The organism is Oscillatoria salina IIICB1, from assembly GCF_020144665.1.
Lineage (GTDB): Bacteria > Cyanobacteriota > Cyanobacteriia > Cyanobacteriales > SIO1D9 > IIICB1.
The window spans coordinates 1-26501 of the sequence record NZ_JAAHBQ010000074.1 but is presented as its reverse complement, the minus strand read 5'-3'; the positions used below and the strand labels follow the sequence as shown (position 1 = coordinate 26501).

Sequence of the window (26501 nt, the reverse complement as noted above, 5' to 3'; positions counted from 1 at the left end):
AGCGGTGGAGAGGGGTAGCTTGAGCGCAGGATGCACCAGTTCGGTAATATCGAGAATTGCTTCCCCCACGGGAAACTGAAGTAAGTTCGCTGAGTTGTAAAAGACGCGCAAAAGTTGATTTTCTCGATTCACCAGCAAGCAAGTCATCTGGCGTTGAATGAAGGAATATTTAAAGACTTCTTCGATCAGGCGATCGAGTTGATTCGGTCTGCTTCTGGTGCGAAGATTAGAGTGGACGGGGGTAAGGATTGTCTGTCGAGCGATGGGGATAATTGAGAGGGAAGAACCTCGACGTTTGCGAAAAATCTTCCATTTGGAATTAATCGATCGAAACTCAGAGGATAAATCTCCCAAGGCTTCGGAACTTCCCAACACTAAAACTGCTTCGGGGAGAAGGGCAAAATGCAACAAGCGAAGGACTTGCTGCTGAAGTTGGGGCTGCATATAAATCAGCACGTTGCGACAAGTGACTAAGCTCATTTTGGCAAAGCCCGCATTTTTCACTAAGTCGTGGGGAGCAAAGATGAGCATTTCTCGCAGCGATCGCTTGATTTGGTATTGATTGCCATCGTAGGTAAAATGTTTTTCTAAGCGTTCGGGGGAGACATCGTTAGCGATCGCTTCGGGATAAGTACCCCGCGCGGCTATTTCTAAGGCGTGTTGATCGAGATCGGTAGCAAAGATTTTTGCTTGAATGGATTTGTTACTCTTTTCGATTGCTTCATAAACGAGCATCGCGATCGTATAAGCTTCTTCTCCGGTGGCGCAAGCAGCTACCCAAACTTTCAATTGTTCCTGGGGCTGAAGTTTCTCTACTAATTCAGGAATGATTTCTGATTCAAGAAATTCCCAAACGGGGCGATCGCGGAAAAAACAAGTCGCCCCAATCAGCAAGTCTTGGCGAAGTAATTTCTGTTCTTCTTCGGAGGTTTCCAAGAGGCGAATATAATTGTTTAAGTTCTGATTTTGGGTGAGGGTGCAGCGATGACGAATCCGCCGGGAGAGAGTGCTAATTTTGTAATGAGAAAAGTCAATATCTTCGTGTTCCGCTAGAATATCCAGGATTTGCTGAAGTCGTAATGAATCAATCGCTTTGGTTTGTTGGGGTGAAGTGGTGGGGTAAGTATCCGCAAAGCGAATTAAATCAAATACTGTTCGCGCCAAATCTTTTGGAGAAAGAATTTCATCAGCAATACCCGAAATCGCTGCACTCGCTGGCATACTGGTAAACTGAGCGGTTTCCGGGGACTGCAACAAAGCAATTCCCCCTGCTTGACTCACTGCTTCTAGTCCTTCTTTTCCATCTTCTCCTGTCCCTGACAAGACAATCGCAATGGTTTTTTCTCCCCAATTTGTGGCTAAAGAGTAGAAAAAATTATCGATCGTATTCGCAAAGTTACCCGAAGGTTCCTCTAACTGCAATCGTCTCTCTTGAAGCATGACATTTTTCGCAGGCGGTAAGACGTAGACATTACCCGGTTCAACCAGTACCTCGTCTTCAATGGCAGCCACAGGCAAGGAAGTCTCTCTTTGCAGAATTTGTGTCATCATGCTTTTATGATTCGGAGACAAATGCTGCATTACTACAAAAGCAGCATTCGGATCGTTAGGGAGATTGCCAAAAAAGCGTTTTAGTGCCTCGATTCCGCCCGCAGAAGCGCCAATACCAACAATAAAGAAGTAATTTGAATTAGTTGGTGAATTTACCATGTTTAGTTAATTTTTGCTGAGACAGGAATTTTTCACTAGAGTTAGTGAATTATCCAGCATTTGTCTTGGTTCAATCTTGTGTAACTATAGGAGTACGTTTTACAATACCTTACCCGATCGTGGTGACCCCCAAATCGGGCTGGCGACAGAATTAGCCCCAAAAATATTTCATTATCTTGACATCGTCAAATTAATTTTGGGCGAAAAATAGCCAAGCTTTTTCAAGATTTAATGCAAGTAGAAAATTAAAATTTTGGGTAAATATTTCGCTCGGTTTGGTAATTTTGCAGCCGAATTTTTACCGCTCGATTCTGATGATTGGTTAAAGCTAAAAGTTAAATTAAGAGCGACGAAAAAGCTTAATCTCTAGCTTCATAATGGCGACAACCCTCACAAGGACCATCAGGATTAACAGCACAGCGAACGTGAGGCGATCGCGCATTATAACGACAGGTAAGATCGCCGATAAAATAATTACCAATCTCAAAGCGAGATCCTTCTCTCGACGGAGAAGCAATAGTCTGTCTCTGACGAAAATTTCTCATTTGCCGGAGTCTTGCTTGCCATCTCTGTTTAGCTTTTCTCAGTAGCAACAGAGAAATTAACAAAGGCATAAGGGCAAAAATAAAAATTAAAATTATTTCAAACACGATTGATCTGGTACTGACGCGATCGAAGGAGAAAATAAGGCAACTAGATCAATTGTAGTCACGGATCGAAAAGCTGTGGGAAATTTCCCATAGGCAAAATTGACCAAGAATAATGGGTTTCAAGCCCCGTCCTTATAGGACGGCTTTGATGCTATTCTAAGAAAGTAGCCTGGTACAGACAGGATTCGTCGGTACTGTCTTAAGTTGACGACGTAAAGCGATACCAGTACATGAGGCGCGAACAACCTCTTAAAAAACGCACCGGACTCGACAGAGTACCGAAAACCAGTGGTTAAGAAATTTGCTTTTTCGAGTATCGTGGGGCGCACGAGAATTTACGCTTGGGGAGATATATCCCACTGGAACTAATTGCCGCTCTTGATAAAATTGCTTTTTTGTTAATTTGTCAAGGGAGGGGTCGAATCGGCGAGACTGATTCCTTTTAGTTGTAAGGAGTGTCGTTGAACCAAGAATCCCCGCGCCTTTAGGCAGGGGAGCGTCAAACTTCTTTTTTTCAACAGTAAAGGGAAAACCACTCTCAGTTTTCCCCCACACTTCTATCTTTCGATTTTCTTCACCAGAGCATAAACTAAGCCACATCCTCATAAACTGAATTTTCTAACAACTGCTCTGTAGGTATTGCTGAAGCCGGAAAACCGCGATCGATTTCTCTCATTTCCATTTTCTTTGCTTGCAGAGCAGTTTGTAAAAGCTTCATGGCTTCCTTGGGCTGCCCTTGACCGCAGAAGAACAAATCCGCAGCAAAATAACCATATTCGGGCCAAGTATGAATTGCGATGTGAGACTCTGCTAAAGTTGCCGTTGCCGTTACTCCGTGGGGACTAAACTGGTGTACGCACAAATCTATAAGTGTTGCCTCTCCAGCAGCGATCGCGTCGATCAAGGCACGGCGAATTCGCTCGGGGTCGTTGAGCAATTCTCCAGGCGCTTGCCAAGCGTCCACGACCAGATGGGTACCCACTTTTTTCATTCTTCTCGATTTACTCCACCTAATTATGTTCCAAAGTATCTAGTTATAGCATAGGCGCAAAGTCTCCTCAATAGCTACTATGATTTTTTTTTGCTGGGATTGATTGGGATTGATTCAGTTAACTTAAGGGTAAAGATTGCTAATTTTCTTCGCATTTGCTCCCGTTGGGCATAATTGCTTCTTCCCGATAAGCGGTAACGAGATTTGCTCCCTGTAGGTTAGCCCCAATTAAGTTTGCGCCCTTAAGATTAGCTTTATTTAAATTTGCCTGTTTTAAACAAGCAAGTAATAAACCTGCTTGAAACAAGTTGGCTTTGGCAAGATTGGCTTGACATAAGTTGGCTTTGAGCAAATTTGTCCCGGAAAGATTAGCATGAGTGAGTTTCGCTCTTTGTAAGTTTGCTTTACTTAGTTCTGCTCCTTGTAAGTTCGCTTTACTGAGGTTAGCCCCGGTTAAATTTGCTTCGCTCAAGTCTGCTCCTTCTAAGTTTGTTCCTTTCAGATTTGCTCCGGCTAAATTCGCATAACGTAAGTCGGCTTCGGTTAAATCTGCTCCGCTTAAGTTCGCTTTGCTTAAGTTAGCCCGACTTAAATAAGCGCCAATCAGAATTGCTTCTTTGAAGGATGCTGCGCTTAACTCAGCTTGGGTAAGAATAGCTCTCGTAAGCGTGGCTTGGCTGAAGTCAGCTTCTGTCAGATTAGCCCTGGAAAGAGTTGCCCCCGTGAGATTAGCCGATCTTAGTTTAGTTCCTGATAATAACTCAGCGTTAATTAAACTACTGCTAATCAAACAAGCGTCGCTTAAATCTGCTCCTGAAAGATTCGCTGCGCTCAAGATTGCGCCGCTCAAATCTGCGCCGATTAAAATTGCTTGCATCAAGCGAGATTTCGAGAAATTGGTGTCTACAAGTTTGGCTTTAGCTAAATTAGCTTTGGTCAAATCTACATTACTGAGATTCGCTCTAATCAGCTTAATTTCAGTTAAATTCGCTTTCTTGAGCAAGGCTCCACTGAGATTAGCTCGATTTAAATTCACTCGGCTCAAATTAGCTTTTACTAGGTTGGCTCCTTGAAAATTTCGTTCTCCTTCTGTATATCTATCCAAAAGATCGCTCGCAATTAAAAGCTGACTTGTATTCATAAAAATTGCTGGATTTTTTTTCCCATTACGGATGTCCAGGCTCTCTTTAGTGTTTGTTAATTGTTAGTTGTTGAGACGAGTAAGGCAATTTTGATTCGCGATCGCCAAAGTTTGGGTTGCTGCCTCTCAAGCTCAATCGATTATGATTAAGTACCGATCGCACTCTTAGTAATAGGGATCTTGCCTTTTTTTCTTTACTTGAGTAAAAAACTCTAACAGTGGCACCACTGACACCAAGCTGAAGCAGTTGTCCTTCGGTTTAGTTGTTCCTAACGCTAAGTATCGGCAAACATCAGACCCAGGATCTTTTGCCAACCAGGTCTAGGCATTAAAATTGAAAAATCTTTTGTGGCGATCGTCGGGAAGGATTTGCCTGCTTCTCCCAAGTCTCGGCTCGGTGTCATAAATTTAGGTTATTGTTAATAACTTGGTGCTTGTGAAAATTAATAATTAAATTCTTGGTTTTTGCCCCCTGAAGTTAATTCTTATCTATTGCTTTAGCACAACTACGAACAATAGTCAAGGTTTTCCTCAGAGGGAAATTTGCTGAGTATATTTTCCCAGGACAGCAGAACTGATGCAAGCTCACCCCAGGGAAAAAGCTACGACTAACTCAAAGATACTCTTTCTTCGTTGGCGATCGCAACACACTCAACCCCAAGTGCTATAAAATTCCTCTGGTAAAGATTGAAGGAATCAAGAAATGGATGTTAAAGCCGCAGTCGCATTTGAGCCGGGAAAACCTTTAAGCATCGAAACAGTGCAGCTAGAACCACCTCAAGCAAACGAAGTCATGGTGGAAATTAAGGCAACCGGAGTCTGTCACACCGACGCTTATACCCTCTCTGGAAAAGACCCTGAAGGCTTGTTTCCTGCCATTCTCGGACACGAAGGCGCTGGTTTAGTAGTTGAAGTCGGTAAGGATGTGAAAAGCGTTAAACCGGGCGATCGCGTCATCCCTCTCTACACTCCCGAATGCCGTCAGTGCGAATATTGCCTTAGCATGAAAACCAATCTTTGTCAAGCAATTCGGACAACTCAAGGAAAAGGCTTAATGCCCGACGGCACAAGTCGTTTTTCCCTCAACGGTGAAAAGATCCATCACTACATGGGAACCTCGACCTTTGCTAACTATACCGTATTACCCGAAATAGCGATCGCCAAAATTCGCGAAGACGCACCTTTCGACAAAGTTTGTTATATCGGTTGCGGCGTTACCACAGGAGTTGGCGCTGTTATTTATACCGCCAAAGTAGAACCAGGTGCAAAAGTAGTAGTATTTGGTTTAGGTGGCGTAGGCTTAAACGTTATTCAAGCCGCAAAAATGGTCGGCGCTGATATAATTGTCGGCGTAGATATCAATCCAGAAAAACGTTTTCTCGCCGAAAAATTCGGCATGACTCACTTTGTTAATCCCCAAGAAGTAGAAGGAGATTTAGTTCCTTATTTAGTCGATTTAACCAAAGGCGGCGCTGACTATAGTTTTGAATGTATTGGCAATGTAAATGTCATGCGTCAAGCCTTAGAATGCTGTCACAAAGGTTGGGGAGTTTGTACAATTATTGGCGTTGCGGGTGCAGGCGAAGAAATACGCACTCGTCCCTTTCAATTAGTTACCGGAAGAGTCTGGAAAGGAAGCGCATTCGGCGGTGCAAGAGGGCGTACCGATGTCCCCAAAATTGTTGATTGGTACATGGAAGGTAAGTTAAATGTTGATGATTTAATTACCCACGTTATGCCCTTAGAAAAAATCAACGATGCCTTTGATTTAATGCACAAAGGAGAATCAATTCGGAGCGTGATTACATTTTAACTTTGTTGCACCGATAAATTCCGCCAAACGAAAACTATTTATCGGTGTTTATCTGTGTCCATCTGTGGTTAAAATGGTTTCGGGCTCAAGCCCTAACTACGAACCTCATTTTTCAGCTAAAGACAAGATAAAAAGAGCCAAGTAGGATAAACTGATAACTGATAACTGATAACTGTGAACTGAGATGATTTCTAATTCTCTCAAACTAAAAAGTGAAACTCGTTGTTTTGGCGGTAAAGTTGCTTACTATAGCCATCAGTCGGAATGCTGTAACAGTGAAATGAATTTTGCTGTTTTTCTGCCACCTCAAGCCGAAATAAAAACAGTTCCGGTGTTGTATTATCTTTCTGGGTTAACTTGTACTGAAGAAAATTTTACAGTCAAAGCCGGGGCGCAAAAATATGCGGCGGAATATGGGATAATGTTAGTTGCTCCCGATACGAGTCCTCGCGATACGGGAATCTTAGGAGAAGATGAAGATTGGGATTTGGGAACGGGCGCTGGTTTTTATGTTGATGCAACGGAAAATCCTTGGCACAATCACTATCAAATGTATAGTTATGTGGTCGAAGAATTACCTAATTTAATTGCCACAAATTTTCCCGTGATTCCAGAGAAACAAGGAATTTTTGGGCATTCGATGGGAGGACATGGGGCGTTGATTTGTGCTTTGAAAAATCCGGAAAAATATGTGAGTGTTTCGGCTTTTGCGCCAATTGCTGCGCCGATGAGATGTCCTTGGGGCGAAAAAGCTTTTAGTAATTATTTAGGTAAAAATCGGGAGAGTTGGCGAAATTATGATGCTAGCGAATTGGTAAAAAAAGCTAATTATAATCGTTTGATTTTAATCGATCAGGGTACTAAAGATAATTTTCTCGCTCGAGGTCAATTGTTGCCGGATGTGTTTGCCGAAGCTTGTCAAGAAGTAGGACAACCGCTAAAGTTGCGCTATCAGGAAGATTACGACCATAGTTATTTCTTTATTGCGACTTTTATGGCAGATCATTTTCAGCATCATAGTGAGTTTTTGTGTGAGGAGAAAAATTAGGAAAAATCAAGCTCGATCGAGATTTTTGGCTAATAATTGAGCAAAATCATTGGCTGGGATAGGACGGCTAAAATAATAACCTTGTAGCCGATCGCAACCTTGGTTTGTGAGATAATCAACTTGGGCTTGGTTTTCTACACCTTCAGCAATGACGTGCATTTGCAGACTTTGGGCTAGAGCAATCACCGAACGAGTAATAGCAACATCATTGCGATCGCTAGGAATTCCTCTGACAAAAGAGCGGTCAATTTTGAGAAAATCAATCGGAAAGCGTTTGAGATAACTGAGAGAAGAGTAGCCTGTACCAAAGTCATCCAAAGCCAACATCAATCCTAGTTCGTGTAAATTTTCGAGAGTAGCGATCGCCTTTTGTACATCCTCCATCAATAAGCTTTCGGTAATTTCCAATTCTAATTGATGAGATTGTAAACCTGTAGCTGACAAAGCATTAGCTACTAGATCGCTCAAATTCCGTTGCTGAAACTGTTTTGCAGAAAGATTGACTGCAACACATAACTCAGGATAACCCTGCGATCGCCAAGTTTGATTTTGGGTGCAAGCGGTATGCAAGATCCAATCGCCAATTGGTAAAATTAGCCCACTGGCTTCAGCAATGGGAATAAATTCTCCAGGAGAAACAAAGCCGTGTTGAGGATGTCGCCAACGTAATAACGCCTCAGCACCAATAATTTTGCCACTCAAAACATCAATTTGCGGCTGATAAAAAAGTTCTAACTCATTATCTTCCAAAGCAGAGTGCAAATCTCGTTCTAGTTGGAAACGGCGACGCATTTTTTCATTCATTTGGGCAGAATAAAAGCGGCAAGTATTCCGTCCCTGTTGTTTAGCTAAACGCAGAGCAACATCTGCTTGAGTTATCAGTTCTTTAGGATTACTATTTTCCTCAGAATTAACTGCGATCCCCATACTAGCACTGATATAAAGATTATGACCGTTGAGGTTAAGTTGTGAAGAAAGAGAGTTAAGAATTTGTTGAGCATAAACAGTTAAATCTTCAATTGACTCAATCTGAGGATGAATCACTGCAAATTCATCACCGCCAATTCGGGAAATCAAGTCAATCTCACGCACAGAACTGTTGAGACGTTGAGCTACCTGACGCAGTAAGCTGTCTCCCTGTTCAGATCCTAAGCTAGCATTAATGTTAGCAAAACCATCTAAATTAAGAAACATAAGTGCTAAAGTTTTTTGTGACTGCTGGGCTTCGAGGAATGCTTTTTGCAGTCGAGTTTGAAATAACATTCGGTTTGGCAGCGAGGTGAGGGGATCGTAGTTTTTTAACTGCCGAATCAATTCATCAAGTTTAGTAATAGTATAGAGAGTATCTGCCATTAAAATACCTGCTTCATCGGTAAATTTTGTGGGCAGTTGGAAGATTTGGTTTTTCTCTAAATATTGACGCAAAGTTTTGGCAACTAGCGTGATGGGAAAAAGTAGTCTTTGCAATGCCAAAAGAGTAATCGCTGTCCCCACAAGCGTAGCGATTAACGCGACAATGAGAATACGAATTTTGAGATCGTTACTGAGATCGGTTGCACTAATGGCATAAAAGAAAAGTGCTAGTAGGGGAATATGCGTACCTAAAAACGCTACTAACATAATTTTCCCTAAGTAGCTTTTCGGACGCTTGCAATATGCCAAAAAAGAATAGACTCTTAGTTTATGAGGTTGGGATTTGGCTTGACTTGTTCGGCTCATATTTGTTTAGTCTGCTTAGTTCTGGTCTATTGATTCGAGCACTAGGGTAGTAATGTGATTAACTTGAATAGGCATAGCGATCGTCAAGGAGATATCATCGCGTCATCCTTTCGTCAAAATGCTTTTTACAAGTTGGTTTTCAATCTAGTAGAAGCTGTTAACTTGCCTCAATTATTAACCGCTAAATTGAGGCTTTCACTGTTCAATTCAATGATAACTTTTAATTGCTCAGTTGTAACCGATCGCTGTTTCCTAAGTTAATATTGGTTCGTCGCTCGAGGGCTTAATCTGGTCATTACCTTGATTTTACCTAGTGGGTGTAAAGTTATTCGTAGCTGCCCTAATGATACGCTGGAAGACTTGCTACTCATGGCTTTGACTGCAAATCCAACCCCGGAAGTTGACTCAGAAAAATACCACGAAGGACGACGACTACATTTTTATCATCGTGGAGATGAGATCCCTTTGCTCCCAGAGGGAGTTTGGCAAGTTTATCGAGGTGTGGTTCAGTTAAGTACGATTAATCCTGGTGGGGAAGAAGTTGTCTTAGGTTGGGCGCAGCCGACGACATATTTTGGGCTATGGTTGACTTGTTTGCAAAGTTATCGCGCGAAGGCTTTGTCTGATGTTTATATTCGCTGGTTTTCGCAGCCAGAGATTGAAAGTTCGCCGAATTTAGCCCAAGTGATGGTAAATAGTTTAAGTCGGCGAACGATCCAAACCGAAGCAATGTTAGCGATCGCGGGACAACGCCGAGTTGAGGAACGGTTGCAGCAGCTACTATTATTGTTGAAGCAAGAACTCGGTCAACCTTTAGCTGAAGGTGTGCGTCTGGAAGTACGCTTAACTCATCAAAATATTGCTAATGCGATCTCGACGACAAGGGTGACGGTGACGAGACTGCTAGGTGATTTTCAACGTCGGGGTTATATTACGATCGACAGCGATCGCCATATAATCTTAACTGGCGATCGCTGGGAAAGTCTGGCTCATTGATTCACCGATTAAGGAGTAATTTTGAAGTCTCTAGACGCAATTTCGTTTCCCCCTAAGTCGGGAAACCAACCCCAAGGTTTATTTGTGGTTTTACATGGTTGGGGTGCTAATTCCCAAGATTTGGCTTCTTTAGTACCTTTTCTCGATCTTTGCGATTATCAGTTTGTTTTCCCCAATGCTACTTTTCCTCACGATCTCGTGCCGGAAGGCAGGCAATGGTATAACTTGGAAGATAGGAATTTTACAGGTTTAAGTGAAAGCCGAGCAGTATTAACCGATTGGTTACAATCTTTAGCAAGTTCTACGGGGATACCTTTGTCGAAAACAGTTTTGGCAGGTTTTTCTCAAGGTGGGGCGATGACTTTAGATGTAGGAATGAGTTTACCTTTGGCGGCGATGTGTAGTTTTAGCGGTTATTTACACAGTCCCCTACAAAAGCCAGTAACTCCTCGACCTATTTTAATCGTACACGGTCGCCAAGACCAAGTTGTTCCTTTAAGCGCTGCCCATCAAATTCGAGCTCAATTGACTGAGTTAGATGTAACGTTAGATTATCGCGAGTTTGATATGGGTCACGAAATTCGCCCAGAAGTATTAACTTTAATTCACAGTTTTCTTAAGTCAAATTTGTTGTTAATTTAGGCGGCGAATTAAAGGAAAATTCCCGAAAAAGTACGGAGGGAAAGCCTTGTGTCCCGAGAAAGCAATTACCAGATTACAAACAGAGTCAAAAATTCAGCAAAATTTTGTCCGAGCGGTGGCTAATTTTGGCGATCGATCGAGTTAGTATATAGAGGGGTCTAGAATTACGTCGGCTAGAGGGAGGTGCGGTTATGGCTAGTTTAACTATGTCCAAGCAGGATATTTCTGCTTATACGGCTGCTGATGTGGCTGAGTTAGCTGCCCGTTTGGAACGGGATGATTATACTAATCCTTTTGCAGCTTTGGATGATTGGCATTTGCTACGCGCGATCGCCTTTCAACGCCCAGAATTAGCAGAGGCTTATTGTCATTTGCTCGATATTGAAGCTTATGATGAGTCGTAAATGCTCTCTGGTAAGCGCATAGTTATCGCTATAGGCGGCGGAATTGCCGCCTATAAGGTTTGTTCGATTATCTCGGATCTGTTTAAGGCTGGTGCAGAAGTTCGCGTAATTCTTACCCAAGCGGCGACGCAATTTATTACTCCTTTAACTGTTAGCACTCTTTCTCGTCATCGTGCCTATACAGATGAAGATTTTTGGCAGCCAATTCACCAACGTCCCCTACATATAAACTTAGGAGAATGGGCGGATATTTTGCTAATTGCTCCTTTGACGGCAAATACAATGGGGAAATTAGCTTCTGGTTTGGCTGATAATTTACTAACTAATACGGTTTTGGCTTCTGGATGTCCAATTTTGCTTGCACCTGCAATGAATACTCAGATGTGGGAGCAACTATCGGTGCAAAGAAATTGGCAACAATTACAGCAAGATTCTCGCTATTACTTTATCGGTCCGGGAAGTGGTTTGTTGGCTTGCGATCGCGTCGGTGCTGGTAGAATGGCAGAACCAGCAGAAATATTTCTGGCTTTACAGTCTCTTCTCTACACTCAAGGTAAGCGCGATTTGGCTGGTAAGCAGATTTTAATTAGTGCTGGGGGAACCAGAGAATATCTCGATCCCGTGCGCTTTCTCGGCAATCCTTCTACAGGTAAAATGGGTTTAGCTTTAGCCCAAGCGGCAATTTATCGAGGTGCGTCGGTGACTTTTGTTCATGCACCAATGGATACTTCTTTACTCGCTTCTGTAACTAATTTACGTCGCATTCCTATAGTTACGGCTGAAGAGATGCAACAAGCAATGTTAGCTAATTTTCCTGCTGCCGATGTTACGATTATGTCGGCTGCGGTTGCTGATGTGAAACCAGCTAATTATTCAACTGTTAAATTACCGAAAAAAGAACTTCCCGACAGTTTACCTTTAGCACCAGTAGCGGATATTGTCGCTCAATTAGGAAAGTTAAAGCAGGAATCGCAACTTTTAATTGGCTTCGCTGCACAGACAGGAGATATTGTCAAGCCAGCTTTAGAAAAATTAAAGAAAAAAAAGTTAGACGCGATCGCCGCTAATCCAGTGGATCGAGTCAATGCCGGTTTTGCTAGCGATACCAACCAAGCAATTTTAATCGATCGCCACGGCAGACAACAACAAATCGAACCTTGTAGTAAATTGCAACTCGCTCATTACTTATTTGACTTTATTCGAGAAATCGCTACTTACAGTTGAGATTCTTTACAGAAAATTTATAAATTAGCCAATAATTTTCTCTTTATTTTCAAGAAGAAAAGGGAAAACTATGTTAGGAAGAGAAGTAACAGTTATAGTCAACACAGATGAAAAAAGTTAATTCAAAGTTAACAAATTTGTTAAATTCTTTTAAAGTAGGTCAAAAAATTAGTATTGGATATGGTATAGCTCTAGGAATTGCCATCGGCGGGACAACAATAGGTATAGTAATTGGCGATCGCTACCAGCATCAAGCTTGGGAAAAACGCAGACACGCCCAAGCAGAAATTGAATTACTTCATCGCCTGCAAACGAGCATTTTACAAGCCAGAACCCACCAACAACAGTTGATTCCTTTAATTTCACAACCAGAAGAATTTCGGCATGAGTACGCCCATTTTATTGAATATGAAGCAATCACCAAGCAAACCTGGGCAGAAGTCAGAGAATTTGTAACAACAGAAAAACATAACGATCCGTTACATCAGGAAATGATGCCGCTTTTTATCGAAAATAACGAAGCAAAGTTAGCTGCATATTTCCAGCAATTACATCAAGTGCTAAAACAGATCGATATTGATAACTTAGACTCACCCGCCGAAATTGCCGCCGCGCAAGAATTATTACTAAAATTTACCAACATCGACTTAGCCCAAAAATTTGATGCCATCTCCAACGAATTAACCGACTTAGTAGCAATTTCCTATCAAGAGAATCTAGCTGCCGAATCCGAACTAAAAGCGGTAGATAAGCTGCGGCTGGCGATTATCGGGATAAGTATCTTGTCATCGATCGCGATCGCCACCATTTTAGCGATTTTTACCACTCGCGCGATCGCCAATCCTTTAAAAAGGGTAACTGAAGTAGCCCAAAAAGCCACCAAAGAATCTAATTTTGACCTTCAAATACCCGTTACCACCCAAGACGAAATTGGCATTTTAGCAACTTCTTTAAATCAGTTAATCCAACGAGTCAAGCAACTTTTACTAGAACAAAAAGCCACCTCCGAACAACAACTATTGCAAAGCGAAAAAATGTCGAGTTTAGGACGCATGGTAGCTGGAATTGCTCACGAAATCAATAACCCAGTTAACTTTATTTATGGTAACTTAATTCATGCTAGCGAATACATCGACGATCTTTTTGACCTAATTCATACCTACCAAAACGAAACTTCTCAACCTTCTCTTAGCGTCCAAAAAAAATCTGAAGAAATTGACTTAGAGTTCTTAGCAGTAGACTTACCCAAACTATTAAACTCAATGAAAATTGGTTCCGAACGAGTACGCCAAATTGTCCTTAGTTTGAAAAACTTTTCTCGTCTCGACGAAGCCGAACCTCATTTCGTAGATATTCACGCTTGTCTCGATAGTACGCTTTTAATTCTGAACAACCGGATCAAAAAAGATGTCAAAATTGTCCGTAACTATGGCGATATTCCCAAAATTGAAGGTTATACAAGTTCCCTTTATCAAGTATTCACCAATCTCTTAGTTAATGCCCTCGATGCCCTCGAAGAAAATCAGCAAAAATCAAAACAAATTATTATTACTACCAAAAGTTTCGACCTAGAAAGAGTAGCTATCCACATCACGGACAACGGCTGCGGCATTTCCCGACAAAATCAAGTCAAAATATTTAATAACTTTTTTACTACCAAACCTGTAGGTGTAGGTACTGGTTTAGGTTTAGCAATTAGTCGTCAAATCGTCGCAGAAAAACATCAAGGTCAACTTATTTGTCAATCGGAAGTAGGAGTAGGAACCGACTTTATTGTCGTCCTACCCATTACCCATCAAGTAATTGAAAAGCCAGCAGTACTTCAAGCAACTGTTTGATTTTTGTAATTGGTAGTGATTTTAACTAAGCTGGTGGTTGAGTCCACAAACCAATCTCAAATAAATCTCGGACTCCAGTAATACCTTGTCCCAGAAAAAGCAAAACTGCAAAACAATTTAAAATTGTATGGAGATAGCGCCAGCGATTCGATTTATCTCGATAAATATCTTCAACTGTAGCTAGGGAAAAAATCATCAACATCGATGCAGTTATGCCATAATAAAAATGCGACCAATACCAATGAGAAGTTAAGCGCCAAACCCCTTCTTGAGAACCGAGAACCACCAAACCCATACCTGTTAAAGTAGCAAAAATCCCACGCCAAGTTTTCTGTCTACCTCGGTAAAGTAAGACTAAACTAGCAATAGTTGCCGCAAACATCAGCAAGATAAAAATGAATTGTCCCGGTTGGTTACGAAAAAGCTGTTTTTCGAGGATATTTTTGTAAATTAACGGATAAGCTAGCCCCAGTAAAGTAACTAGCACAACTATACCGGAAAGCCATTTTCCAATTTGCAAATGTTCTCGTCCGACTACCGGGGGAATTTTACTTTTCCCGGCGGTCGTTTGCAAGCGTCGCTGGCGAGTTTGCCAAGCGAAATTAACAGCGATCCCCAGAAGAGGGTAAACTAAGATAATGGCGATCGCTGGATGAATTAAAGTCAGCCAATCTTTTAAACTCATCTCTTTTTTAGTCAAAAGTTGGTAAAGTTGATAACTTCTAATTACCATCATCAGTAACTAGAAAGGGTAGCCACAATTACGTCCCCAGAGGTGCATAACCAAAGGTAGCATTAAACTGACGACACCAAATGACCACAGAACGAAAATCCGCAGGATTAACCTCATTAGGAATAGCATAGCGCTGAGAACCGCTAAAGTTTTCTATCTCTCCCAAATTGACATAATCTGCTTCCTGATAGCTTTCCGGCTTACCTTCGCGATGTAAAAGAACAAATACATCTGGACCTTCTCCGGTTTGGAAACTGTCGTCAAATTCTAGGTAATTTTGTCCGTTTTCTGTAACAAAACGTACCGTACCTTGAGTAGTTTTTTCTCCGTTAATAAAGCTTCCAGAGTTACTGTTTTGCGAAGTTTGTTGGTTTTCGGCGATAACAGTCGAGTCTGTCTCAGTTACAGTGTTAGGGTTAGAAGACGTATCTGATGTTTCTTTGGTGCAACCAAAGCTAAAAAGAGCAACTGCTGCGAGTATAAATAAGTAAGTAAACTTCATAGTAGCGGGTATCCTCAATTTGGTTATCAAATCTTTCTATCTCTAAGATAAGTTTTCTGGCTGAAATTATCCTGAGAATTGTCTGAGAAAATATTTAATTCCAATTCAGAGGTTTTTCTCATCGAAATCTCAGACTAAATTAGGTGAAATCTCACTTTTTTGAAAAAACAATAAATTTTAGGGAATATTAAAATTAAGAAAAACTACTTATCGAACTAGGGAAAATCAAATGTCTTTATCCGGAATTCGCAAACTCAAAGGTAAACGTCGTTTGTTAAGAAAAATTTTGCGGTTGCGACTAGCGACTGGGGTAATGCTGGGAATATTAGCAATGGTTGGCGCGATCGCCATTTCTTGGTTTTTGGGTGCATCTACCGTTAGTAGTATTTTTGCCCAGTTACATTTTTGGCAGCAAAATCCACCTTTTTGGGTAGAAGTACCAGATTTTACTCATCCATTTTACTTGTTTTTACCGACGCTTATTTTGTTCTTAATTGCCCAGGTAGTAATGAAAATTTCGCCTCAGCAACGTCGGTGGTCGCAAATAATAGTAGTATCGATTTTACTAGCTTTAACTATTCGCTATCTGTTATGGCGCAGTCTGGCAACTTTGAATTTAGCTACTCCTCTAGATGGCGTCTTTAGTTTAACATTATTTTGCCTCGAATTTTTGATAATTTTTGCTAGTAGTATCCAAATATTTTTATCATTAGGAACCAAGGTTCGGCATCGAGAAGCAGAGCGAATGTCAGTTGCCGTAATTGAGGGAAATTATACACCTTCAGTGGATATTTTAATTCCTACTTATAACGAAGCTGAGTTTATTGTCAGACGAACAATTATCGGTTGTCAAGCAATTGAATATAGCAATAAGAAAATTTATTTACTCGACGACGGAAAGCGCCAATCAATGCGACAGCTAGCCCAAGAATTAGGCTGTGAATATCTTACCAGACCGGATAATCGTCATGCCAAAGCGGGTAACTTAAATCACGCAATTTCCCAAACCACAGGCGAGTTAATTGTTGTTTTCGATGCCGATTTTGTTCCCACAACCAACTTTCTTACTCGCACGGTTGGCTTCTTCCAAAAATCGCAAATTGCCTTGGTACAAACCCATCAAGAATTTTACAACTTTGACCCAATCGCCCGCAACTTAGGATTAGAAAATATTCTCAATCACGACCCCGAAGAATTTTCTCGACGCAACCAACCAATTCGCGATGGTGCCGACAGTGTCCTTTGTTATGGTAGCTCTTTTTTAGTCAGACGTAGCCATCTTTTAGAAGTAAGAGGTTTTGTCACTGAATCTTTAAGCGAAGATTATTTTACCGGAATTAAGTTATCAGCAAAAGGATATCAAGTCATTTATTTAGACGAACAATTAAGTGCCGGTTTAGCTGCTGATAGTATTGCCGAACACACCGCCCAAAGATTGCGTTGGGGACGAGGAACAATGCAAGCATTTTTTATTAGCGCTAACCCCTTAACTATTCCTGGTTTGACTTGGCGACAAAGACTAGCACATTTAGAAGGATTGTTGCTTTGGTTTGGGACTATTGCCCGCATTTGTTTTTTGATTTTACCATTAGCTTATCCATTTTTTGGCGTAATTCCAGTTCGAGCCACATTAGAAGCTTGGTTATACTTCTTTTTACCTAGTTATTTGCTGCAAACTTCGGTACATTCTTGGTTAAGTAAACGTTCGCGCTCGGCATTAATTTCTGATGTTTATTCAGTAGCTTTATGCTTTCCCATCGCTGTAGAAATTGTGCAAACTTTACTCAGTCCTTTCTCTACTAAATTTCGAGTTACGGCGAAAGGAATTTCTAGCGATCGCTACCATTTTAACTGGTTTTTGGCTGCTCCGTTAATTATTATTTTAATTGGCACAATTATCGGTCTTTGGCGTAATTTCGGTAACTGTTTAATTAGCTGTGAATTGTTTCCCGCCCTAACTCCATCTCAAGGATTAGCTAATGGTTCAATCTTGGTTTTAATCTGGAGTTGCTATAACCTTTTAATCCTCGCTGTGACTTTACTTACTATGCTTGATGCACCCCAACCCGATCTCGATCAATGGTTTAATTTGCAGCGAAAAGTAGAGTTGAAAATTGGCGATCGCCTTGTCTTTGGCGTCACCAATAAAGTTTCTGAGTCGGGAGCAGAAGTGGCTTTATTAGGAATAAGAGAAAAGGAAATAGATTGGACAGATTTACCAGTTAATTTTTGGTTTGTTGAAGATAAATTACTTCTCACTGGTAGAGTCAAAAAAGTCGATAACTCTACCAGAAAGACTTGCCTCGAAATTCAGTTCAAAAAGCCGAATTTAAGCGAAGAACGCCAATTAATAAAAATGCTTTATTGTCGTCCAGGACAATGGTTGCGCCGCGAAGCCCCTGGTGAATTACACTCTCTTTGGTTGATAATTAAAGCTTTACTAATGCCGCGCCTAGTTTTCGCTAGCAAATCTGAGAAAAAAGCCGTAGAGGTAGCCCAAATGTGAAGCTAAACCAAAAAATAGATTGTGGATTTTTATCAGCCCCAAAAATATCAAATCCACAATCTACAATTTAATCGCCTTCCACAAAGGATAACCGGAATTATAAACCAGTTCTAAATGCAAATTATCCTGCTTTTCGATTGCTGCTTTTAAAGTTGGTGAGGGATTAAACACAAATACATTCTCAAAATTACTCGAAATCGATTTGAACTTGGGTTTAACCATCAATTGCAATCGCACTTTGTTCTCAAGAAGATGAGTGAGAGAAATAATATTACCTAGATTAATATCAAAAGCATCGCTAACTAAAAGGGGACGAGAACTTTGATTGATAATTTGGGCAATTTCTGCATTATGATAGCTAGAAATTTTATTCCACCAAGTATCTGCTTGGGAACTTATTCCACAGGAGATAATTCCCGCAGCAAGTAGTAAGGAAACTATGACTGTCCAAATTTTGCGCGAGAGAAATTTAGCATCAGCAAGCAGATAAGCAACAGCTATTTGTATACCCATATAAGCAGGGATAAAGTAACGAGTACCAGTAGAGAGTCGTTCCCCAAAAAGTAAATCTGGTAAAATAATTGCTAAACTGTTGGCGCAAATTAACGTTAAAATAAACAGCCATTGATTTTGGGTTTGCCGACGACGAGAAGGAAAATAAACTGAGTAGCCGACAGCTAATAGTAAAAATAGCGCAAATCGGGGAATCAGCCAAAAGTTTACTTCCGGATGAATATCGATAAAAACTGAACTTAAACTGAGTTCCCAACTACTCCACAAAACCCAAAAAGGTTCCCGAACTTTTGCCCAGTTAGTTTGAGTTTGCATTTTACTGTAATTGTTGAAAATTACGATTAGCCACGGGGTAAAAAGAACTAAACTTAATATTGAGGAGAGGAAATAGTAAACTAAATTTTTTGTCCAGTGCCAGCGTTCAATTATAATTAAGTAAATGCCGTGGGCGAGGGCAACAAATGCGGAAAGTAAAGATGTATAAAAGCCAGTTGTTAAACTGAGACTATAAACTAACCAAGCAGCTAAACTTTTTTTTCGCTTTGCTCGTAAAAGTGTCGCACTTGTGAGTAAAATAGTTACTGTCCAGAGACTATATTCTCGGGCTTCTTGGGCGTAGAGAACGTGAACTGGAGAAACAGCAAATAGAATTATGGCTATCCAAGCAATTAACTGGGAATTAAATAATTCGCGGCATAACCAATACAAACAAGGAAATGCTAGTAAACTAATTATTGCTGATAAACTTCTGGTGACAGCTACCGAACCGCCAAATAATTGTACCCAAAAATGAGCTAATAAATAGTATAATGGCGGATGTTCGGGATGGGTGAGCAAGGCTGAGATAGTGTCACTAAGAGTTTTTTCGGAACTGGGAAGCTGAAACTTTAATAAGTTATCGATAGTAGTAACTTCGCCAGTGAAAACTTCTACAATTACTTCCTGGGAATTGTAGCCGTTAATTCGTAAAGATGTATGTACTTCATCGTGCCAGTACAGTTTACCATCGAGATTGAGAAAACGAAAAAATATACCGAGGAGTAAAACGAACAAAATCAACCAACGAAATTTAAGTTTGGGTTTCATTATAGTAATAGTAAAAATTTTTATTTGTTCGCTGAAGAAAGTTAGGTGTTAGCCAAAGTGTGAAATTTTCTCAACGAAATGTAGAGGATATTTCTTTGGGAGTTAAGATGAATTTGGTAATTAATAACTTTGTAACATAACTAAGGAATTTCAGTTGGAGAAATTCTCTGCAACTCAGAGGAGGTTGAAGAAAAACTATCTTAGCGATCGCGCCGAACGTTACCATAGTTAAGTTAAACTTTTAGCTAGTCGGGATCGCTGTATTCCCACGAGGCACAGTAAGGCGTAGCATAGAAGTAGAAATGCTCAGGCGGGGAGAAAAATGACAGAAAAATTATGGCAGAAGCCAATTTTAGTCGGTGGTATGGGTTTGTCGGTGACACTGTGGCTATGGTCGAGTTTACACCATGCGGCGATCGATGTGGGTGAATTAGGATTTTTAGGCGCGATCGCTACGGGTGGAGTTTTTTGGTTGTTGCAACAAAAGTCCCCGCAAAATCTCCTTCTCTCCCAACAGTTACCAGTGGATAAGCAAATTGTAGCAGAGGCGATCGCGTCTGCGTCGGCTACGATTGATTATCTGGAAAAAGAAGCGCCAAATATCGATACTTCTAATTTAAAACAACAACTTGCTCAATTACCAAATTTATCCAAACGTCAGGATTTACAATTAGCAATTACTGGTGGTAAGAGTGTCGGAAAAACGACTCTCTACCAACTTTTACCAGCAGGTGAAATCACCGAAAAAGTTAAGTTAATTGAAACAGCAGCAATTAATGCAATTACTGACAGCGAAAGTAATGTTACGAAAAAATCTCTCGCTTGTGACTTAGTTTTATTCGTAACTACGGGTGATTTAACTGAATCAGAATATCAAATCTTACAACAGCTTCGCACTGCTAAACAAAGAGTGCTATTAATCTTTAATAAACAAGATTTTTATGTACCCGAAGAACAAGCTTTAATTTTGCAACAATTGCGTTATCGAGTCAAAGAAATTATTAGCCCAGAAGACGTAATTGGAATTTCCGCCGCACCCGCACCCGAAAAAGTCCGCAAACATCAAGAAGACGGTTCCGTGGCAGAATATATGGAACCCCAATCACCTAATCTCGGCGATCTTCAGACTCATTTGCGTAGCATAATTAAGACAGAAAGTCAAGAGTTAATTTGGGGAACTACTTGGCGCGAAGCCAGAGAATTGCAGAAACAAGCCAAACAAATTTTAAACGAAGTTAGGCGATCGCGCGCCCTCCCCATTATCGAACAATATCAATGGATTGCCGCAGCCGCCGCTTTTGCTAATCCCGTCGCCGCTTTAGATTTAGTAGCCGCCGCCGCAGTTAACGGACAAATGTTAGTTGATTTAGGCGTAATTTACAAGCAAAAATTCTCCCTCGACCAAGCAAAAACTGCCGCCGCAACTATTGGCAAATTGATGGTACAATTGGGGATAGTCGAGTTAACAACTCAAAGCATTGGTAGCCTGTTAAAATCTCACGCTGTTACCTATTTTGCAGGTGGTGCAGTTCAAGGTGTGAGTGCGGCTTATTTAACTAGAATCGCCGGATTAAGCTTAATTGAATATTTCCAAGAACAAGAAATTAGTGCGGCATCAGGTGAAGGTTTTAATCTCGAAAGATTGAAAGGAAAAATTCAAAAAGTTTTCCAAGAGAATCAGCGCCAAGCATTCTTGCAAGGCTTTGTAAGTAAGGCAATTGGACATTTAAAAGCCGCGAAATCCGAAGAAAAAATTGCTTAAATTTGGAATTGGGTGCGTTTGAATTGGTAAGGAATATTTATCTTTAATTTAAACAGAAAAACGTACCTAACACCATTTAATGTTTGCTATATCTAGATGAGGTGTTTAATAATTAGTCCAAAAAGAAGCAAGCATTCTGAAGAAAGGAGAAGCGAAGGAAGACGAGTTATTCCTACATTTAACGATGCTCAAATCGCCAAACAAAGTGATATTTTTTTGCAATCAGATGGCAGATATGTACTTCGCAGTAAAAAAGGGCGAGAACACATTTTTGAACCAGATGGAGAATTAGTCACAACAATTAACCGTACTCAAAAAGCACATCAAATTAAGCTTAGACGAGGTGAAAGACGTATAGTAACAGAAGAAGAATTTGAAATATTTCAGGATTTATTTAGATGAAAACAAATTTTATTTACTCGGATAAACCCCAAGAAAATTTAGATATTGAAGACGAACTTTCTTGTTTAACAGCAGATTTAGTAGAATTTGAGTGTAATCTTCCTTTTCTAGAAAAGTTATTCTCAACGGAAGCAGGTAAATGGGTAGAAATTTCTCTTTTATGTCAAGGACTTCAAGAAATCGAAAAGCAACTCAAACAAGTGCAAAAGTCCTTTGACGGCATTATCCAAGTTGCGTGGTTAGAATATCCTCAGATACCAGACTATTGTTTGATTATCTTTTTTGTCGAAGACTTGTTTTGGAATAACCTTGCACTTTATAACCAGGAAAAATTTTTGCAGTCAAAAAGAAAGTCAAATAAAGAAGAAATTAGATGACTTCAATAGAAGATTAGCCCTCACTCTCGAAGGGTGGGGCTACAAGAAAAAAGCCCGCCTACGCGGGCTGAGGTGAAACAAACTTTTACAAACCGCATTGAACTCAAAAAGTTAGTAATTCAGAGAAATTCATAGGAATTAGAGAAGTTTGGTTTTGGCAAAATAATCTCTTGACAATTTATTGTCTGCGAGGCGAAGAATACGAACAAACCTCCCAAAGCGAGTTATTACCTAATCTAGATTTGGCGTTATTAGCAGAATATGTGGTCAAAAACGATCCTTTAGACGCAATCTTAGAATTTCGAGCAAAAATTAGCCAAACTGAAAGCAAGATTTCCTAACCAGAAAACAACGGTAGGGAATTCCACCCACGAAAGACGCGCAAATTTGCGATTATAGGTGTAGACTGTCGATTTTGAGCTAACCTTGAGCCAATCAACACCCCAAGAAACTCACTTTAACTTAGCGCGTGCGAGTATCCAGCAGGCGCTATCCTGGTATACAAGCTTTCGTCGTCACTGGAATTATCCCCCAGACGTGGAACTACAAGCCGCAGTCCGCAGTGATTTACAAGCTTTGAAAGCGGCTGCGGATAAGTTAGATGATAAAACGATTTTTATCGCCGCTTTTGGTTTAGTTAGTCGCGGGAAATCTTCGGTTCTCAACGCTTTATTAGGACAAAAATTGCTGCAAACCGGACCTTTACACGGCGTGACGAAGTGGCCCAAGTCGGTGCGCTGGCAACCGCCTGGAGGTAAAGTATTGGTAGAATTAATCGATACTCCTGGCTTAGATGAAGTGCATGGGGAAGAAAGGGCGAGAATGGCAAGGGAAGTCGCCCGTCAAGCTGATTTAATCTTATTTATTGTCGCTGGGGACATTACTCGGACGGAATATGAGGCTTTGTGTGAATTGCGTCAAAGTCAGAAACCGTTGCTGTTGGTGTTTAATAAAGTTGACCTGTATCCAGATAAAGACCGCGAGGAGATTTATCAACAGTTAAGATTGTTGGGGACTGGTAGGGAAGCGGAGAAACGACTGGATGAGGTTTTATCCCCGGAAGAAATTGTCATGGTTTCCGCCGAACCGCCACAGCGACGGGTGCGGGTAGAATGGCAAGATGGTACTGTTGGCGAAGAGTGGGAAAGTCCGCCACCGCAAATCGACGATTTAAGAGCAAAAATATTAAAAGTATTAAATCGAGAAGGGCGATCGCTACTCGCTCTGAATGCGTTATTTTTAGCTAAGGAGGCTGAGGCGAATATTGCCCGCAAAACCTTGGAAATGCGCCAAGAAGAAGCGGAAAAGCTGATTTGGAAGTATACCAAGTATAAAGCCGTAGCTGTTGCGGCAAATCCGATCGCTATTTTCGATATTCTCGGAGGAACTGTCGCAGATTTATTCTTAATTCGCTCTTTAGCCCGATTGTATGGTTTACCGATTACCAGCTACGAAGCAGGTAAACTGTGGAAAAAGATTATTTGGAGTGCGGGTAGTACCTTAATCAGTGAAATCGGTACTAGCTTTCTCTTAGGAATTGGCAAAACTGGTGCGGCTGCGGTAAGTAGTTTAGGTAGTCCCGAAGCGATCGCCACTTACGCTAGCACTGCGATCGCTCAAGGTGGTATTTCTGGTTATGGTGCTTATGTTGTCGGTAAAGTCGCTCAAGAATATTTAGAAAGAGGTTGTACTTGGGGACCAATGGGACCTTCTACTGTTATTCAAGAGATTCTTTCTCAAGTCGAACCGAATACAATTCTCTATCGTTTGCGTCAAGAAATCGGACAACAATTAAGTTAATAAATTATTTTTTAGTTAAAATCTTGAAAATAACATTTCATTTTGTCAGCAAAAACTGGTACTTGTAGCTTCAACCTAGTAAGTAAATCCTCGATAGTTAGCGGTGGATTTTGCAAATCTTCAGCTTGCTGTTGAATCAAATCAGCGACGATTTCCGGTGCGTCTTCATAAAGACGGTTGAGAAAAACATCAGGATGCAAAGCTTGAATTCCCCAAGGTGCAAGAGCATCCACCGGAAAGTCTTTTAAATTAAAAGTAACAATAATTTTAGCATCTGTCACCACCGCCGTAGCAACCACATGGCGGTCGCGAGGATCGTTAGTCATCTGTACAATTAAATCATCTGGTACTTCAGCGATCGCCTCTGGGAAAGCTTCCTTGAGTACCGCCTTGAAACGCGCCGCTTTCTCAATTGTCATTCTTCCCTGATTAACAAGATTACGAGTTGCACCGTCAAGAATTTCTTCTGACCACATAGCCTGATACAAACCTACTTCCGCAGCACGAAACAAAGTATCACGTAAATATAGTGGAAATATAACACAAGAATCCAAAACTACAGGATTGGGAACTAGCTTTCTAGATGCTAAAATCATTGATTTTATTCTTTACTAAAATTATTTCAACCAGCATCTCTGAAGAAATCTTGTAAATCTAGGTGAAGTGTTTCCCTGATGTTGAATACCAAAGGAGAACAATCGAGAATTTCAACTATTGATATTTTTCTCATGCAGTTCCTCTTCTTGGCTAAATTGAGCTAATTCAATCATCAGTTCCCGACGTTGGGCATCTCGTTGCTTTTTATATGCCATTAAATCTGACAAATTAATTTGCTTTTTTACCCCCATCTTACTGTAGGGAATTTTTCCCTCTTCAAGCAATTTATCTAAAAATGATTTTGATACATTCAGAAAATTAGCAGCTTCTTCTATGCTTAATGTCTGACTTACTGGCAATAATGATACCGCTTTTCCGTCTGCCATAATCTCAGCAGCTTGAATCAATAGTTCGCATAGTGACGGGGGAAGATAAACTTTTTCGTTACCTATTTTTAAGCTTACACCTTCTTCAGGTGTTAAAAGTCCAAGAATTAATTGCTGAATCTCTTGTTTAGTAGCTGGTAAAATTGGCTCTAGAAGTATTTTTTGCTTATTCATAAGAACTTATCTGGTAGCTCTATTTTAACTATAAGCGATTTAATCTGGTAGTGGTAGGATCTTAGCTTACTCGCTATTAGTTATTTATTTATAGAACAACAAGGGCTGAGTATGATACCCAGCCCTTGAAGAGAAAAATATTTTTATTAATTTCATGTAGATGCACCAATTAAATGTTTAGTTTCCGCGCTTCTTTGGCTGAAACTCGAATAATTTCCAATCACTCAGGTTACTTGCTACCATAATTTTTATCTCCTGATGCAAATTTTTACTTAAATTAACACTCTGATTGGCTGAGGGAACTTTTACCAAAAGAACTAAAACAGTTGCCGTAACCGCAGTAGTTAAACGCAGTGAGAATAGTTTTTCCATAAGACTTTTATTGGTAGTTATATTTATATTTTTACTCTGTTTCAAGAGGCAGATGTCAGGATTTTTTGATCCTCTTCACCAAGTCTTTAAAATTAACTGTTTTCCTGAGAAAACCAGGATAAATTACCTTTAAAAAAGGGAAAAACGAGAATAATACTTAGGAAAAATTACGGAAGAAAAGCCAGCAATTCAGGATAATTTTGCTAAAAAAAGTAGGTGATTTGGAGCTAGCCAAAACTCACCTACAGGAATTAAGCTTTTATTTGAGTATTTATACGAGTTATAGCAGAGAACGAATTAGTTAGGACATCCTCATTTTCGGAAAACCTTGCTAGCATAGGCTCTCATCACTGTTTACTGTTCACTGTTTACTGTTTACTGCTATAGTTGCCAGCGATCGCCCGCTCGCCAATCCGATCGCGTAATAGAAAACTGGTAAAGCGATCGCTGCTAACTGACTTCTGCTGGGAGAGGAGCGATCTCGAAATCAAACTTGTCAGTAATTTTCGCGATCGCTTCAGCCTCAGCCGGAGTAATTTGGCGATCGCTCAACGCAACTTGATTACATTTAACCAGTAAAGGAGCCGCAAAATCTTCGTTAATTCGATCCAGTAGGGTTTCTAAAGGCGGAAGTTGCTCTAAACTCGCCAGATATTCCACCGAAGCGGGAGCAAGATTGAGTTTTTCCAAATCTGGCAACAAATCCGCTAAACTTTGCTCAGGATTAGCCGCCAAGAGCAAGTGAACTAAAATAGTATCCATAACGACCTCTTGCGCGATCGCCTCCTGCAAATACACCTCACTCTCAGCTTCCGAAGCCGCCAAAGTCTCCTCAGAAGTCAAAGGATTAATTTGCGACTCATAGAAACGACAAGCCGCATATCCCAAAGCATAAGTCATCGCCGCATTCGTACTACTGCCAATCGCCGCCCCAGCAAAAGGAATATTCCGCAAAATCCCTAGAAAACCAGCCCGCGCAGCATAACTACCGCCAACTTTTACCGCTTGTCCCCCACCAAAAGCCAAGCTAAAAATTGCCGCCACCTCACCTTTTCTGGCAGGATCGTCTAAATCCAAACCATAAGCACAAGCAATCTGATAAACCATCTCTGCTT

The 26501-nt window shown here is 40.7% G+C and carries 25 protein-coding genes and 1 pseudogene; 13 read left to right on the top strand and 13 right to left on the bottom strand.

Annotated elements, in window-relative coordinates; translation table 11 throughout:
• From G3T18_RS19580 to G3T18_RS25605, 5 genes are all read right to left on the bottom strand, one after another.
• On the bottom strand, positions 1-1710 hold a 1710-nt coding region (locus G3T18_RS19580; RefSeq protein ID WP_318014012.1), incomplete at its 3' end, for a chemotaxis protein CheB.
• Between the two features lie 359 nt (positions 1711-2069).
• On the bottom strand, positions 2070-2360 hold the full coding sequence (locus G3T18_RS19575; protein ID WP_224412272.1) for a DUF6464 family protein: 291 nt from the start codon (positions 2358-2360) through the stop codon (positions 2070-2072).
• 589 nt (positions 2361-2949) lie between these two features.
• Positions 2950-3351 carry an adenosylmethionine decarboxylase gene (gene speD / locus G3T18_RS19570; RefSeq protein ID WP_224412271.1) on the bottom strand — a complete coding sequence of 134 codons (402 nt, stop codon included), beginning with the start codon at positions 3349-3351 and terminating at the stop codon, positions 2950-2952.
• A 139-nt stretch (positions 3352-3490) separates the two neighbouring features.
• On the bottom strand, positions 3491-4492 hold the full coding sequence (locus G3T18_RS19565; protein ID WP_224412270.1) for a pentapeptide repeat-containing protein: 1002 nt from the start codon (positions 4490-4492) through the stop codon (positions 3491-3493).
• Positions 4493-4767: 275 nt separating this feature from the next.
• The gene (locus G3T18_RS25605) at positions 4768-4896 is read right to left on the bottom strand and encodes a hypothetical protein (protein WP_263480505.1); all 129 of its coding nucleotides are present in this window, start codon (positions 4894-4896) and stop codon (positions 4768-4770) included.
• A 299-nt stretch (positions 4897-5195) separates the two neighbouring features.
• On the opposite strand from G3T18_RS25605, the gene G3T18_RS19560 reads away from it, so the two are divergent.
• Complete coding sequence (locus G3T18_RS19560; RefSeq protein WP_224412269.1) at positions 5196-6305, top strand: S-(hydroxymethyl)glutathione dehydrogenase/class III alcohol dehydrogenase; 1110 nt, start codon at positions 5196-5198, stop codon at positions 6303-6305.
• Positions 6306-6489: 184 nt separating this feature from the next.
• On the top strand, positions 6490-7353 hold the full coding sequence (gene fghA, locus G3T18_RS19555) for an S-formylglutathione hydrolase (protein WP_224412268.1): 864 nt from the start codon (positions 6490-6492) through the stop codon (positions 7351-7353).
• A gap of 6 nt (positions 7354-7359) precedes the next feature.
• Here the strand turns inward: fghA and G3T18_RS19550 are convergent, their stop codons facing one another.
• On the bottom strand, positions 7360-9072 hold the full coding sequence (locus G3T18_RS19550) for a bifunctional diguanylate cyclase/phosphodiesterase (protein ID WP_224412267.1): 1713 nt from the start codon (positions 9070-9072) through the stop codon (positions 7360-7362).
• 369 nt (positions 9073-9441) lie between these two features.
• Between G3T18_RS19550 and G3T18_RS19545 the strand changes: the two genes are divergently transcribed.
• The 5 genes from G3T18_RS19545 to G3T18_RS19525 all read left to right on the top strand — a co-directional run bounded on the left by G3T18_RS19545 (position 9442) and on the right by G3T18_RS19525 (position 14176).
• The gene (locus G3T18_RS19545) at positions 9442-10068 is read left to right on the top strand and encodes a Crp/Fnr family transcriptional regulator (RefSeq protein ID WP_224412266.1); all 627 of its coding nucleotides are present in this window, start codon (positions 9442-9444) and stop codon (positions 10066-10068) included.
• A gap of 21 nt (positions 10069-10089) precedes the next feature.
• Positions 10090-10710, top strand: a complete 621-nt coding sequence (locus tag G3T18_RS19540) for an alpha/beta hydrolase (protein ID WP_224412265.1) — start codon at positions 10090-10092, stop codon at positions 10708-10710.
• A 191-nt stretch (positions 10711-10901) separates the two neighbouring features.
• A complete protein-coding gene (gene isiD / locus G3T18_RS19535; protein ID WP_224412264.1) occupies positions 10902-11114 on the top strand; it encodes a protein IsiD in 213 nt (70 codons plus the stop codon).
• Positions 11115-12338 (top strand): bifunctional phosphopantothenoylcysteine decarboxylase/phosphopantothenate--cysteine ligase CoaBC, encoded by a 1224-nt coding sequence (gene coaBC / locus G3T18_RS19530; protein ID WP_224412263.1) that lies wholly within the window; start codon positions 11115-11117, stop codon positions 12336-12338. It abuts the gene before it with no gap.
• A 107-nt stretch (positions 12339-12445) separates the two neighbouring features.
• Positions 12446-14176, top strand: coding sequence for a sensor histidine kinase (locus tag G3T18_RS19525; protein WP_224412262.1), 1731 nt, complete (start codon positions 12446-12448; stop codon positions 14174-14176).
• A gap of 25 nt (positions 14177-14201) precedes the next feature.
• Here the strand turns inward: G3T18_RS19525 and G3T18_RS19520 are convergent, their stop codons facing one another.
• Together G3T18_RS19520 and G3T18_RS19515 are read right to left on the bottom strand one after the other, a co-directional pair.
• The gene (locus tag G3T18_RS19520) at positions 14202-14861 is read right to left on the bottom strand and encodes a DUF4079 domain-containing protein (protein ID WP_224412261.1); all 660 of its coding nucleotides are present in this window, start codon (positions 14859-14861) and stop codon (positions 14202-14204) included.
• A 76-nt stretch (positions 14862-14937) separates the two neighbouring features.
• On the bottom strand, positions 14938-15411 hold the full coding sequence (locus G3T18_RS19515) for a DM13 domain-containing protein (protein WP_224412260.1): 474 nt from the start codon (positions 15409-15411) through the stop codon (positions 14938-14940).
• Between the two features lie 229 nt (positions 15412-15640).
• Here G3T18_RS19515 and G3T18_RS19510 point away from each other — a divergent pair, with 229 nt between their 5' ends.
• Positions 15641-17917: a glycosyltransferase family 2 protein gene (locus G3T18_RS19510; RefSeq protein WP_224412259.1), complete on the top strand. Its 2277-nt coding sequence runs from the start codon at positions 15641-15643 to the stop codon at positions 17915-17917.
• Positions 17918-17977: 60 nt separating this feature from the next.
• On the opposite strand, the gene G3T18_RS19505 is transcribed toward G3T18_RS19510, so the two are convergent.
• A complete protein-coding gene (locus G3T18_RS19505; protein WP_224412258.1) occupies positions 17978-19516 on the bottom strand; it encodes a glycosyltransferase family 39 protein in 1539 nt (512 codons plus the stop codon).
• Between the two features lie 322 nt (positions 19517-19838).
• Here G3T18_RS19505 and G3T18_RS19500 point away from each other — a divergent pair, with 322 nt between their 5' ends.
• From G3T18_RS19500 to G3T18_RS19480, 5 genes are all read left to right on the top strand, one after another.
• Positions 19839-21278, top strand: coding sequence for a slr1306 family protein (locus G3T18_RS19500; protein WP_224412257.1), 1440 nt, complete (start codon positions 19839-19841; stop codon positions 21276-21278).
• A 96-nt stretch (positions 21279-21374) separates the two neighbouring features.
• Positions 21375-21680: a hypothetical protein gene (locus G3T18_RS19495; protein ID WP_224412256.1), complete on the top strand. Its 306-nt coding sequence runs from the start codon at positions 21375-21377 to the stop codon at positions 21678-21680.
• Positions 21677-22057, top strand: a complete 381-nt coding sequence (locus tag G3T18_RS19490; protein ID WP_224412255.1) for a hypothetical protein — start codon at positions 21677-21679, stop codon at positions 22055-22057. Before G3T18_RS19495 ends, G3T18_RS19490 begins: the two co-directional genes overlap by 4 nt.
• 170 nt (positions 22058-22227) lie before the next feature.
• Entirely contained in the window at positions 22228-22398 is a 171-nt protein-coding gene (locus G3T18_RS19485) for a hypothetical protein (protein WP_224412254.1), read from the top strand.
• An 85-nt stretch (positions 22399-22483) separates the two neighbouring features.
• The gene (locus G3T18_RS19480) at positions 22484-23857 is read left to right on the top strand and encodes a GTP-binding protein (protein WP_224412253.1); all 1374 of its coding nucleotides are present in this window, start codon (positions 22484-22486) and stop codon (positions 23855-23857) included.
• A gap of 11 nt (positions 23858-23868) precedes the next feature.
• Here the strand turns inward: G3T18_RS19480 and G3T18_RS19475 are convergent, their stop codons facing one another.
• From G3T18_RS19475 to G3T18_RS19460, 4 genes and pseudogenes are all read right to left on the bottom strand, one after another.
• Positions 23869-24453 (bottom strand): PIN domain-containing protein, encoded by a 585-nt coding sequence (locus G3T18_RS19475; protein WP_224412252.1) that lies wholly within the window; start codon positions 24451-24453, stop codon positions 23869-23871.
• A gap of 111 nt (positions 24454-24564) precedes the next feature.
• Positions 24565-25014: a helix-turn-helix domain-containing protein gene (locus tag G3T18_RS19470; protein ID WP_224412251.1), complete on the bottom strand. Its 450-nt coding sequence runs from the start codon at positions 25012-25014 to the stop codon at positions 24565-24567.
• A gap of 177 nt (positions 25015-25191) precedes the next feature.
• On the bottom strand, positions 25192-25386 hold the full coding sequence (locus G3T18_RS19465; RefSeq protein ID WP_224412250.1) for a hypothetical protein: 195 nt from the start codon (positions 25384-25386) through the stop codon (positions 25192-25194).
• A 450-nt stretch (positions 25387-25836) separates the two neighbouring features.
• A pseudogene (locus tag G3T18_RS19460) lies at positions 25837-26501 on the bottom strand (hypothetical protein); the annotation flags it as partial.